This window comes from Nisaea sp., from assembly GCF_039990255.1.
GTDB lineage: Bacteria > Pseudomonadota > Alphaproteobacteria > Thalassobaculales > Thalassobaculaceae > Nisaea.
This window is the reverse complement of record NZ_JBDXGG010000018.1, coordinates 22,121-34,206: the sequence shown is the minus strand read 5'-3', so window position 1 is coordinate 34,206 and position 12,086 is coordinate 22,121. Positions and strand designations below refer to the sequence as shown.

Sequence of the window (12,086 nt, the reverse complement as noted above, 5' to 3'; positions counted from 1 at the left end):
TCAGGCAATCCACTCCGAGACCGGTGCTGCGGCTTCGTGCAGCGGCTGGGAGATGACATCGACCAGTGTCGGACCATCATGCTCCAGCGCCTGTTTCATTACCGATTTGAATTCCGCCGGGTCTTCCACCGTCCAGCATTTCACGCCGAAGGCACTGGCGACGGCGGCATGGTTGGTGCGGGAGAAATCGACATTATAGAAACGCTTGCCGAAACCGGAATCCTGCCCGGCCTTGATCCAGCCGAAGACCGAGTTGGAGAAGACGATACTCTTGATCGGCATTTTCTCCCGCACGATGGTCTCGAACTCGCCACAGCAGAAATTGAACGAGCCGTCTCCCATGACCGCGAGGGTCTGGGAAGACGGACGGCCGATATAGGCGCCCATCGCGGCAGCCAGCGAATAGCCAAGCGCACCGTGCGCCCGGTTGGTGATGAAATGTCGGCCTGCTTGGGGCCAGCGATAATGGGCGGAGAAGTAAGGGCACGGCGTACCCGGATCGGCGACAATGGTGGCATCGTCATCCAGCAGGTCCATCAGGTCGCCGATCACCCGTTCGGGCCGTATCGGACGTTCCATTGTTGTCGCAAGCGGCAGGAAGTTCTTCAGCTTGCCTTCCCAGGCGGACGCGGCGCGGGCTTTGCCGTTTTGCATGTTGCGACCGTCAATCGCCGCGACTTCCACATTCAGCGCCTCAAGCGCCAGCCGCGCGTCGGAAACGATGGAAACGGCGGTGTTGTAATTGGCACCGATCACCATCGGGTCGCTGTCGATATGGATGATGGTCTTATCCTGCGCGGGCGAGCGCCAGCGTTCCGTGGTCACGGACCCGGCCCGGCAGCCGATGAAGAGTATCACATCCGCCTCGTCCGTCACCGCGCGGGAGGTTGGCACGCCTCCGTTGGAGCCAACGACACCGATTGCGTTCGGGTCGGTCTCGGCAATGGCGCCCTGACCGGAAACACTGGTCGCAATAGGCAGGTCGAGCAATGCAGCCAACTGCCCGAGGGCTTCGGTCGCCCCCGCAATCACCGGCCCACCGCCGCAGACGGCCACCGCAGACTTAGCCGAGGCAAGGATCTTCGCCGCTTCTTTCACAGCCACCATGTCAGGTCCGGAGGGCTCCGCCGGATAGGTGCGATGCCCCGGATCGGCCCAGATCTCGGCATCGTCTACCGCCCCCTTCTGGGTGTCGAACGGCAGCGCCAGGTGAACCGCACCGGGACGGCCCGTCGTCATGGCCCGGAACGCGGTGCGCATCATCGCCGGGAGACGCGATGCATCGTCCAGCGAGGTGTTCCATTTGGTCAGCGGCCGGAACATCGCCACCTGATCAAGCTCGGTCAGCGGATAGCGCCCCCGCGCCGTCGTCGAGACGTCAGTGGTGATCGCCATGATCGGCACGGAGCTTTCATTCGCCTCGACCACGCCCGGAAGAATATAGGTCGCCCCACCACCGGACGGCCCCTCGCAGACACCCGGGCGCCCGGTCACGCGGGCATAGGCGTCGGCCATATAGGCTGCATGACGCTCGTCACGGGTCAGAATGTGCTCGATCCCGTGATCGAGCCGCGCCATCGCGTCATAGAAGGGCAGCGTGGTATCGCCGCAAAGCCCGAACATGTGCTTCACACCATGGGCTTCAAGCATACGGACCATAGCTTCTGCCCCGGTCATCCGGTTGCCCATCGACTTGTCCATCTTATCAATTTCCTCGGGTGACGCGCGGAATGCGCTGGTGGGATATACTTGAACACAGTACTGTATACAGGCCTGCATGTTGTAAAAGGGCAACGCTGGAGTCAAGGCGCATCGGTAAGAAACTGTTCGGATGAAACACCATGAGTGAAGGCCGTGTGGAAGAGGCCTATGTGCGGCTGAAGGAACGTGCGGTGAATTTCCAGTTCCGGCCGGGAGAGCGGATCAACGAGATCGGCCTTTCGCGCGAGCTGGCGGTCAGCCGCACGCCGCTGCGTGAAGCGCTGAACCGCCTCGTCACGGAACAGCTGATCGATTTCAAACCAGGGCTCGGGTTTTTCTGCAGGGAGCTGGACCCGCGCTCGGTTTATGAGCTTTACGAGCTGCGCGAAATTCTGGAGCTGGCCGCCGTCCGCAAGGCCTGCGAAAGCGCTAGCGATGCGGAACTGAAAGCCCTGAACGACGACCTTCTGGCGAACGGCCTTACCTATGTCGGCAACACTGTGCGCGAAGTAACCGAACGGGACGAGGCCTTTCACGTCGCCATCGCAGAGCTTTCCGGCAATCACGAACTCGCGCTGCACCTCCGGCAGATAAATCAGCGCATCCGATTTATCCGCTGGCTCGACATGTCATCACGGGTCAAAGAGACCAAGGGTGAGCACAAGGCGATCATGGAAGCGATGCTGGACCGCAATGCGGACCGGGCCGCCGAGATCCTCGGCAAGCATATCCGCCGCCGGATGGATCAGATCGTTGCGTCGGTGAAGGAAAGCTTCTCGAACATCTACATGGCAGGCCCCGAAGAGCTGTTCGACCGGCAGTTCGAGCCCCATGAAGACTAAAGACCAGGAAGACTGACGATCAGGAGAACGGACATGAAAGCACGCGGCGGGAAGGCGATTTACGGCGCCTCAGTCGGCATTCTCATGCTGGAAGCACAATTCCCGCGCATTCCGGGCGACATGGGCAATGCGCTGACCTGGGATTTTCCAGTGCATTACCGCGTGGTCCGCGACGCTTCTCCGGACCGGGTGGTGCGGCGCGGCGCCAAAGGCCTGCTAGATAATTTCATCGACGCAGCCAAAGGTCTGGTCGCCGACGGTGTAGACGGCATCACCACCAATTGCGGCTTTCTTTCGCTCTTTCAGGAAGAACTGGCGAGCGCAGTCGGCGTTCCGGTCGCAACATCCTCGCTGATGCAGGTGGATATGGTGAACCGGCTGCTGCCCGCCGGAAAGCGGGCTGGCGTCCTCACCATCTCGGCCTCGACCCTGACCCCAGCGCACCTTGAAAAAGCCGGCGTGCCCGAAGGCACACCAATCGGCAGCACCGAAGGCGGCCGGGAATTCACCCGCGCAATCCTGAACAACGAGCTTGAACTCGATGTCGAAGCCGCGCGCGCGGACAATGTGGAAGCAGCCCTGAAGATGCAGAGAGACCATCCGGAAATCGGCGCGCTCGTTCTCGAATGCACCAACATGCTGCCCTATGCCGCCGATATCCGGGACGCCACCGGCCTGCCCGTCTACTCGATGCTGAGCTTTGTTTCCTGGTTCCAGTCGGGCCTCGTCCCGCGCCGGTTCTAGATCCGCCCCTGGGCCAGGCGTCATTCACCGCGGCAGCCGCAACCGGGCCTACTCGACGATAATCACTTGCCCCGTGATCGCGCCTTCGACGCTCTTTGCATAAGCCCTTCCCACACGCTCCGATGAAACCGGATCGTGACCGGGAAACCACTTTCCATACCGCGGCACGGAGACTTCCAGCAGACCGGGGCTGACGACGTTGATCCTTTGTTGGCGAGGCATCTCAATGGCCGCTCCAACAACAAAACCTCCCAGCGCGCCATTTGCCGTCGCAGCACCCGCCCCCATACGAATTGGATCGCGATCGAGCACGCCGCTTGTCAACGTGAAAGATCCGCCAGGACCAACTGAATTGAACCCGGCAAGGACAAGATTGATCTGCCCCATAACTTTCTGCCCCAAACCGAGCATGAATGTTTCGTCTGTATGATCCTCCAGTGGCCCGAAATGCACATCCCCCGCTGTCGAGACCACAGCATCAACCGGACCTACAAGCGCATACATCTCGTCGATCGAGGCGCGGTCAGAAATGTCGACCCGGATATCACCACATGATCTGCCAACCCGGACCAAATCGTGGCGCCTGCCCAGTTCTTCGCAGACCGCCTTACCGATATCCCCAGCGGCTCCGACAACGATGATCTTCATAATTTCCCGCCAAGTATCTCGTCATAGAGCCCAAGCTTGTGGTCGAGCAGCGTTCGGCATCTGGACAACCGCGACTGTTGCAATTCCAAATGCTTCTGATGATCCCGAAGCATCTCTTTACGCTCGCAAACGGTTGCGTCTCCGCGCTGATAGAGATCGGCAAAATGCTTCATCTTCCTGTTCGGCATTCCGGTCTCGCGAAGCGATGCGAGCAAGATCAGCCAGTCCAGATTTTCCTGAGAAAAGCGGCGCTTTCCATCCGACCCACGCTGGATCGCGGTGCAAATGCCTGCCTTCTCATAATATCGTATTGTGTCGATGCTCAGACCGCACCTGGCGGCTACTTCTGCAATTTTCATTGAAACACAGCCCCCAAATCTCTCTTGCTCAGGAGCCTAAAGATCTGGAGTGACTCCAGGTCAAGGAGATAATCTCCCAGCAACCGGCTGTTTCAACTCATTAGGATTGAGTGGGTTCGAGCGCGCGCGCAACCGCATCTTCGTTTCGTCTTCAATCATTCCCGGAAGTTTCACATGGCGGTGACAGCAGCGTTCGAACGATGGTGATACCCAACCCTCCTCACGTAACGAGGAGGGTTGAGAGCCGTGAACAAGTCTGCCCGGGAAGCGCCAAACCCCTTCAGATCGGCGCGCCCATATCTTCTTTTGCTACCGGCGTTTCTCTGTCTCGCCGCCTTCACTTATTGGCCGATGCTGCAAGTCCTGCTGGCCTCGCTCTCGGACAAGAAGCGGGTCGGTGACAGCGGCGCATTCGTTGGTGCAGAAAACTATTTCCGGATATTCCAGGACGCGCATTTTCTCGGCGCCTTGGCGAACAACGCGCTCTATGCCGCTGGCACGGTAATCCCGAGTGTGCTGTTCGGCTTTCTGTTCGCGCTGGCGCTCCGCGAGACGACGAACTTGTCCGCCATCCTCCGCTCCATCCTGTTCTTCCCGACATTGGTGCCGCTGGTCGGTGCCGCGGCGATCTTCATCTTCGTCTTCATGCCGGATATCGGCCTGCTGGACTATTACCTCGCCAAGCTCGGCATCTCCGCCACCAACTGGCTCGGCAATCCCGATCTCGCTCTCGTCTCCCTGATGGCGCTGACCACCTGGAAGAATGCCGGCTATTACATGCTGTTCTTCCTTGCCGGCTTGCAGGGCGTACCTCAGGACGCAGAGGAAGCGGCGAAGATCGAGGGCGCGAACTGGCTGCAGCGGCTCTACTTCGTGATCATCCCGATGCTCGGGCCGACCTTCGCCTTCGTTTTGGTCATCGCTTTGATCAGCGCGGTCAGCCAGATCGACCATGTTATCGTCATGACCGATGGCGGGCCGAACAATTCGACCAACCTGCTGCTCTATTACATCTATCAGCAGGCCCATGAATTCTACGATCTGGGCAAGGCGACCGCGGCCACCGTCGTCACCCTGATCGCCCTGCTGACACTCTCCTTCCTGTCCATGCGCACCGTCGAACGCAAGGTGCATTATGAAACCTGATTTTAAACAATGGTTCGCTCCCGGCGCGCTGGTCGCCGCCGTCATGTGTGCCGTGGTCTTCCTCTGGTCGACGCCGTTTCTCTGGATGCTGATCGCCAGCTTCCGCCCGGACGCAGGCGGCGGGCTGGGCATGGCCTCGCTCATCCCGGATTTCGTGCCGACGCTGCAGAGCTACCGGTACGCCATCGAGGATGGCTACTGGCCGCTCTGGTTCCTGAACTCGACGATCCTGGTCATCGGCACGCTGGTGGTGCAACTGGTGACCATCAGCCTCGCCGGTTATGCGTTCGCGCGGATCAACTTTCCCGGCAAGGAAGTGATCTTCTACATCTTCCTGCTGCAGCTGATGCTGGCGCCGCCGGTGCTGATCGTGCCGAACCTGACGACGCTGGTGCATCTCGGCCTCTACGACAGCCTGATCGGCGTTATGGCGCCCTATTGGGGCTCGGCCTTCGGCACCTTCCTGATGCGTCAGACCTTCCGCACCATCCCGAAGGATTTCGAGGAAGCCGCGATCATCGACGGCGCCTCCTGGTGGCAGGTGCTGCGCCACGTCCTGATCCCGCTCTCGCTGCCCGGGCTCACCGCCTTTTCCATCGTTTCGGTGGTCTATCACTGGAACGAATTTCTCTGGCCCCTGATGGTCATCAACGATCCGGACAAGATGGTTCTGACCGTGGGCCTCGTCAGCTTCGCGCAAGGCGCGGAGGGAGCGTCGGACTGGGGGCTGATCGCCGCCGGGACGCTCTTCATCATGGCGCCGCTGTTCATCGCTTTCACGGCGTTCCAGCGGCAATTCGTCAATAGTTTCATGTCATCCGGCGTGAAATAAGGAGCTTAGCAATGTTCTTCAGATCTGCGATTGGCGCTCTCTGCGCCGGTCTGATCGCCTCGTCCGCCGGTGCGGCCGAGCGTATCGAATTCATGTTCCCGGCCCCGGTACAGGGCAAGCTGTCCCGCGAGATGCAGAAGCTGGTAAAGGAATTCAACTCCTCCCAGGACGGCGTCGAAGTGGTCGGCGTCTTTACCGGCAGCTATGACGACACCAAAGTGAAATCCCAGGCGGCCGCCGAAGCGGGCAGGCCGCCGGCAGTGGTGCTGATGAGCGCCAACTTCGCCACCGAACTGGCGATGAACGACCTGATCGTTCCGATGAAGGAGCTGGCGGGCGACACCGATCTCGACGGCCTGATGCAGGAATTCTGGCCGGCCGTGCGCCCGAACGCCTATTTCAACGGCGACGTCTATTCCATCCCGTTCCAGAACTCGACCCCGATCCTTTACTACAACAAGGAACATTTCAAAGAAGCCGGCATCACCAAGGCTCCGGAAACCTGGGCCGAGTGGGTCGATGCAGCAAAGAAGCTGACCAAGCCGGACGGAGAGCGTTGGGGTATCATGATGCCGTCCAACTATGACTATAACGGCTGGCTGGTGCAGGCCCTGACCATGGCCAATGGTGGTCAGTTCTACAATTCGGTTTATCCGGGCGAGATCTATTACAATCACGCTTCCACCCAGGGCGCGCTGAAGTTCTGGCGCGATTTCGCGCATCAGCACAAAGCGATGCCGACGGGCGTGACCAACTCCAAGCAGGTATCCACCTCCTTCTTCTCCGGCAAGGCCTCGATGATCGTGCTCTCCACCGGAGCGCTCACCTTCGTCCGCGAGAACGCGAAGTTCGACTATGACGTCGCCTTCATGCCGCGCAATATCCGTAACTCGGTTCCGATCGGCGGCGCCTCCCTGGTCTCCTTCAAAGGCACGACAGACGCCCAGAAAAAAGGCGCCTGGGAATTCATCTCCTGGCTGACATCCCCGGAGAAAATCGGCCATTGGTCCCGCTTCACAGGTTACTTCGCCCCGCGCCAGACCGCCTACGACCTGCCGGAAATGAAGAAATTCACCGCCGAGCACCCGGACGCTTTGCGCGCCGTCGAACAGCTCGCCTATGCCGGTCCGTGGATCGCGACCTACAACACCGTCGCCGTCCGCAAAGCCGTGGAAGACGAGATGCAGGCCCTGCTCTCCGATCCGGAGCTGACCTTCCGTGAAGCAGCCGCACGGGCCCAGAAGAACGCCGATGCCGTGCTGGCGCCTTATGCCGAACAGACTGCTCTGACACTGAAATAAACAGCGCCGACATACTCGAAGAGAAAGCCCCGCCGGGACTCTGGCGGGGCTTTCCATATCCAGCACATGCAGCAGCATCTGGCCGGCACACACCTCATCTGAAACAGAAGATCCCAGCTAAAGACAAACATGGTCCCCAGTTGGGGATATTTCCGTTGAAGCCTGTCCCGTATCTTTTCGCCAACAAGAGAAAAGGAGGACATCATGCTTCGAACAATTGCGCTATCACTGCTGATCCTGCTGTCACAAGCAGAACTATCGCGGGCGGAAACGATGACCTTCGGGGTTGTTCCGCAACAGTCTGCGAGCCGCCTTGCGAGGGTCTGGCTCCCGGTCCTGGCCGATCTGGCAAAAGACACGGGTATTCAGTTCAAGTTTGCTACGGCAAAAGACATTCCTACATTCGAGGCCTGTCTCTCCAAGGGCGTGTACGACATCGCATACATGAACCCTTACCATTATGTCGTATTCCACGAACTCAGCGGCTATCAGGCGATCGCCAAGCAGAGCAAAAAGAAGCTAAAGGGAATCCTCGTCACCCGGAAAGATTCCCCCATAAAAGGGCTCAAGGATCTGGACTCGCAGCGTCTCGCCTTCCCCTCGCCAGCGGCTTTCGGTGCCAGCGTTCTGCCGCGGGCGGAGATGAGCAAAAGAGGCATCGCGTTCACGCCGGTCTATGTGAAGTCCCATGACTCTGTCTATCGGGCGGTCGCGGACGGCTTGCTCCCCGCTGGTGGCGGCGTGCTCCGTACCTGGAACACCGTGGCACCGGATGTGAGGGCAAACTTGCGCATTTTCTATGAGACCGACGGCTATACCCCGCATGCTTTTGCAGTCAAAGGCAGCCTGTCCGACGAAGCACGTGCCAAAGTCAGCGCGTCCCTGCATACTCTGTCCCAGCGCAATCCGAAGGCCTTCAAAGCTCTGGGGATGACCGGTATAGATATAAGCTCGGACAAGGATTGGGACGACGTCCGCTCCTTGGGCCTTTCGAAATCCCAGACCAAGGTCGTTAATGCGGCGGCGGGCACATGTCATTCAGACTGAAGACAGTCCTTGGCATTGCTGCTATCGAGATACTGCTCCTCGCGGTTCTGGTACTAAGCGGTCTGTACTATATCCAGACGTCAAACGAAGAGCGGATCTTCCGCGAAGCTCATACGGCCGCCGATCTGCTCGCGACGATGACCACGGATGCCACCGTCGCTCTCGATCTGGCGACGCTGGATGAGTTGGTCCAGCAAGCGGCCCGAAACCCCGGCATCGTATATGCCCGTATTAGATCTGCGGAAGGGCAGGTCCTTTCCGAGAACGGGGTTCCTGCCGCACTGGCCCGCGACTTCAAGGAAGATAGCTCGACCGAGAGTGCGCTTGAAGATACCGTCCTCGATGTGGCGGCGAAGATCAGGATTGGGGACCACATCTTCGGACAGGTCGAGATCGGCTTGTCGACCGAAGAACTTTCCGCGACCCTGAAACAGGCACGGGACTGGATGCTGAGTATCGCCGCAACGGAGATCGTCCTGGTGGCGATCTTCGGCCTGATACTCGGCCAAATTCTCACTCGTCAGCTGGTCAGGCTGCAAACAGCCGCACATCGCGTCGCCAGTGGCGACTTCGGATTTCAGACTGTCGTCTACGGCAAGGATGAACTTGCGCAAACGGCCTCAAGCTTCAACGAGATGTCGAATGCTCTCAGTTCCTACAAACAGAAATTCGAAGAGGCTCTCGAGCGCGCTGAAGACAAGCGCGCGAAAGCGGAATCCCGGCTCTATGCGGCGATAGAAGCTCTGCCACTCGGTATCGCCTTAGTCGACTCCGAAGACCGAATTCTGCACGTGAACCAAGGTTATCGCCAACTGCATCAGCTTTCCGACGCAACGACCGCAGAGGGGCAAAATTTCGAGGCCGTTATCGCCGAACAATCTGGCCACATTCTAGAGCTTTCGCATGCGGCGACATCCATTCCGGACAGCGATAGCGCACTATCCACCACCGACATGTTGGCGGCCCGCCTGCACATCCACAGAAGCCAGGCGCCCTACGAGACGAGCGAAGTTAAACTCGCAAATGGCCGCATCATTCTCTCGACACAACAAAGAACCCCTGACAGCAGTCTTATCCTGGTCGATACGGACGTCAGTGAACTACATGAGAGCGCAGAGCGCACACGGCGCCTGGAAGCAAATCTTCTGCAAAAACAGAAGCTCGAGTCACTGGGAACACTCGCCGGCGGAGTCGCACACGAGATCAATACCCCGGCTCAATTCGTCAACGACAATCTGCGTTTCCTTCAAGAAGCCATAGCCGATCTCTTCACTTACGCGAAGACTCTGGCCGATGACCTCTCGGGCACCGACAAGAGTGATAATCTCGCAGTATATCACCAGCAGTACGATATCGATTTCCTTGAAGAGGAACTCCCGACCTCAATCCGTCAAGCTCTTGAAGGAACGACAAGAATCCGGGACATCGTTTCCGCAGTGCAGACCTATGCCCGCCCGGAAGACACAATGCAAACGGATGTGAATATCAACGCGACCATCCGCAACGCCATCGCGATAACAGAGAGTGAATGGAAGTGCGTCGCATCTTTAGACGAGGATCTGGACGAAACCCTTCCCCAGACAGTGGCAAATTCCGGTCAGTTGGGGCAGGTGATCGTCAATCTTATTGTCAACGCGACAGATGCGATTTCCGAGATTTGGAAGCCGTCTGAGTCAGACGTTCAGGGAAGAATTGGTGTTCGGTCTCGTGCGGACAAAAACTCCGGTATCTGGATTGAGGTCTCCGACAACGGACCAGGAATTCCTCCGGAAATCCGGGACAGGATCTTCGATCCATTCTTCACGACCAAAGAGGTTGGCAAAGGGACAGGTCAGGGGCTCTCTTTGTGCCAGTCGATCATTTGCGACACGCACAAAGGCAAGCTGATCGTCGAAGATAAAGCCGATGGCGGGACGAAAATCCGGATCTGGCTGCCTGTCTCGGAGACCGGATGATCGGATTGACCGGGTCTGAACCGGTAATTTTCCGTCCTCATGGTGCCCGCCGACCAATCCGGAGTCTTAGAGTATCAATGCCGTAATAGCTCCGCGTGCCTGTCAAACCGCGTTGACACTAAAACAGGCGCAGTCATACCCAAAGGAAAGCCCCGCCGGTCATGGCGGGGCTTTCCTCGTAGGAACAATCAGCGACCTTTAATTCAGATGCCCGTCTGGTCCGAACAAATCGTCCAGCAAGCCGTCCCGCGCCAATAAACCGGCTGGGCGCAACGGTCGCTTGGCTTCCTGAATCAAGCGCGCAAAAACTACGCTCCCATCGGAATGTTCAGCCCAGCCAACGAACCAGCCAAAAGGCTTCCCACGCAGCAACCGGTCTGCCTTATCCCTCGGTAATCCGGTTCCGGTCTTACCAAAAACAAGCCAACCGCCTGGCTGTGGCTCATGCTTCAGGAGCGTCGCCGTATTGCGCACCGCACCGTCGCTGACCGGTAACTCGCGGCGTACCAGCTTCCGCAGAAACCCGACTTGCTCCAGCGGGGAAATTCTCAAAGAGGAACTGAGCCAGGCTTCCGTCAAACCATTACCGTTACCCGGACCCCCGGAGACGTCCCGATTGCCGTAGCTGAAACAATCCACATATTTTGCATAACGCTCGGCGCCGAGGCGCAGTGTCACCTGCTGCGAATACCAGACAACAGACTCCCTCATCCAGCGGGTCGGGTTGGCGGGTGCCCGCCAGGCCTTCCGCCAGTCGATATAGCCTTCTTCAAAGGGCCATTCAGGCTGTTCTGGCGTCTGCAAAATTCCTGCATCATATCCCATCAGGCTGATGGCGATCTTGAAGGTCGAGGCCGGGGATTGGCGAGTCTCGCATGCTCCCTCATCGATGAGACGCTCGCCGGTATTTGCATCCAGAACGATGGTGCAGATCGTCGCGCCATTAGCAGGAACCGACACAATCACTGCCAACAGGAAGAGTGCTGTCATCGGATGTAAAAATGAACGCGTCATATCGTTTCCATCCCGCGCAACGACCTTCCTATTGCGCGTCTTGCGCCCGTCATAAAGAACAGCGTGAAATCGACATCAATTGGGCGTAGTTTAGTTATCCGGATCGATATCGATGCTCGCGACCGCACGGATCTCGATAACCGCGCCTTCCCGCCTCAGCCCGGCAACCTCAACAGCTGTCCATGCCGGATAAGGGGCCTCCAGATACTCCAGTCGGACTGCATCGAAAGTCTCGAAATGGCCCCGCAACCCGACATGATAAGTAGTCATCTCCACCATGGACTGGAGCGACAGCCCCGCCTCTTCAAGAATGAGTTGTATCTTCTGAAAAGCGTTCCGCATCTGCGCGGCAGGATCATCCGGCATGTGTCCTTGCAAATCGCCTCCGGTGGCACCGGTCAGGAAAACATGACCACCGGAAAGAATGGCTGGAGACATGTTGAGCTTTTCAGACGCCGCTCGAAGCGCGGGCGGCACAATTGCGCGCTTGGCCATTC

12 protein-coding genes are annotated in these 12,086 nt (G+C 58.6%); 7 read left to right on the top strand and 5 right to left on the bottom strand.

Going from position 1 to position 12,086, the window contains the following annotated elements; translation table 11 throughout:
* The gene (locus ABJ076_RS10395) at positions 1-1,701 is read right to left on the bottom strand and encodes a thiamine pyrophosphate-binding protein (RefSeq protein WP_348189857.1); all 1,701 of its coding nucleotides are present in this window, start codon (positions 1,699-1,701) and stop codon (positions 1-3) included.
* A gap of 140 nt (positions 1,702-1,841) precedes the next feature.
* Here ABJ076_RS10395 and ABJ076_RS10390 point away from each other — a divergent pair, with 140 nt between their 5' ends.
* Together ABJ076_RS10390 and ABJ076_RS10385 are read left to right on the top strand one after the other, a co-directional pair.
* A complete protein-coding gene (locus tag ABJ076_RS10390; RefSeq protein ID WP_348189855.1) occupies positions 1,842-2,543 on the top strand; it encodes a GntR family transcriptional regulator in 702 nt (233 codons plus the stop codon).
* 33 nt (positions 2,544-2,576) lie between these two features.
* On the top strand, positions 2,577-3,287 hold the full coding sequence (locus ABJ076_RS10385) for an aspartate/glutamate racemase family protein (RefSeq protein ID WP_348199765.1): 711 nt from the start codon (positions 2,577-2,579) through the stop codon (positions 3,285-3,287).
* 48 nt (positions 3,288-3,335) lie between these two features.
* Here the strand turns inward: ABJ076_RS10385 and ABJ076_RS10380 are convergent, their stop codons facing one another.
* A complete protein-coding gene (locus ABJ076_RS10380) occupies positions 3,336-3,935 on the bottom strand; it encodes a short chain dehydrogenase (RefSeq protein ID WP_348189711.1) in 600 nt (199 codons plus the stop codon).
* Entirely contained in the window at positions 3,932-4,294 is a 363-nt protein-coding gene (locus ABJ076_RS10375; protein WP_348189709.1) for a MerR family transcriptional regulator, read from the bottom strand. Before ABJ076_RS10375 ends, ABJ076_RS10380 begins: the two co-directional genes overlap by 4 nt.
* Positions 4,295-4,540: 246 nt before the next feature.
* On the opposite strand from ABJ076_RS10375, the gene ABJ076_RS10370 reads away from it, so the two are divergent.
* From ABJ076_RS10370 to ABJ076_RS10350, 5 genes are all read left to right on the top strand, one after another.
* The gene (locus ABJ076_RS10370; RefSeq protein ID WP_348189707.1) at positions 4,541-5,440 is read left to right on the top strand and encodes a sugar ABC transporter permease; all 900 of its coding nucleotides are present in this window, start codon (positions 4,541-4,543) and stop codon (positions 5,438-5,440) included.
* A complete protein-coding gene (locus ABJ076_RS10365; RefSeq protein WP_348189705.1) occupies positions 5,430-6,272 on the top strand; it encodes a carbohydrate ABC transporter permease in 843 nt (280 codons plus the stop codon). The genes ABJ076_RS10370 and ABJ076_RS10365 overlap by 11 nt, the downstream gene beginning before the upstream one ends.
* Positions 6,273-6,283: 11 nt before the next feature.
* Positions 6,284-7,573 (top strand): ABC transporter substrate-binding protein, encoded by a 1,290-nt coding sequence (locus ABJ076_RS10360; protein WP_348189703.1) that lies wholly within the window; start codon positions 6,284-6,286, stop codon positions 7,571-7,573.
* A 204-nt stretch (positions 7,574-7,777) separates the two neighbouring features.
* A complete protein-coding gene (locus ABJ076_RS10355; RefSeq protein WP_348189701.1) occupies positions 7,778-8,620 on the top strand; it encodes a phosphate/phosphite/phosphonate ABC transporter substrate-binding protein in 843 nt (280 codons plus the stop codon).
* The gene (locus tag ABJ076_RS10350) at positions 8,605-10,575 is read left to right on the top strand and encodes an ATP-binding protein (protein ID WP_348189699.1); all 1,971 of its coding nucleotides are present in this window, start codon (positions 8,605-8,607) and stop codon (positions 10,573-10,575) included. Before ABJ076_RS10355 ends, ABJ076_RS10350 begins: the two co-directional genes overlap by 16 nt.
* A gap of 198 nt (positions 10,576-10,773) precedes the next feature.
* On the opposite strand, the gene blaOXA is transcribed toward ABJ076_RS10350, so the two are convergent.
* Positions 10,774-11,589 carry a class D beta-lactamase gene (gene blaOXA, locus ABJ076_RS10345; protein WP_348189697.1) on the bottom strand — a complete coding sequence of 272 codons (816 nt, stop codon included), beginning with the start codon at positions 11,587-11,589 and terminating at the stop codon, positions 10,774-10,776.
* Positions 11,590-11,679: 90 nt separating this feature from the next.
* On the bottom strand, positions 11,680-12,084 hold the full coding sequence (locus tag ABJ076_RS10340) for a RidA family protein (RefSeq protein WP_348189695.1): 405 nt from the start codon (positions 12,082-12,084) through the stop codon (positions 11,680-11,682).
* Positions 12,085-12,086 lie beyond the last annotated feature (2 nt).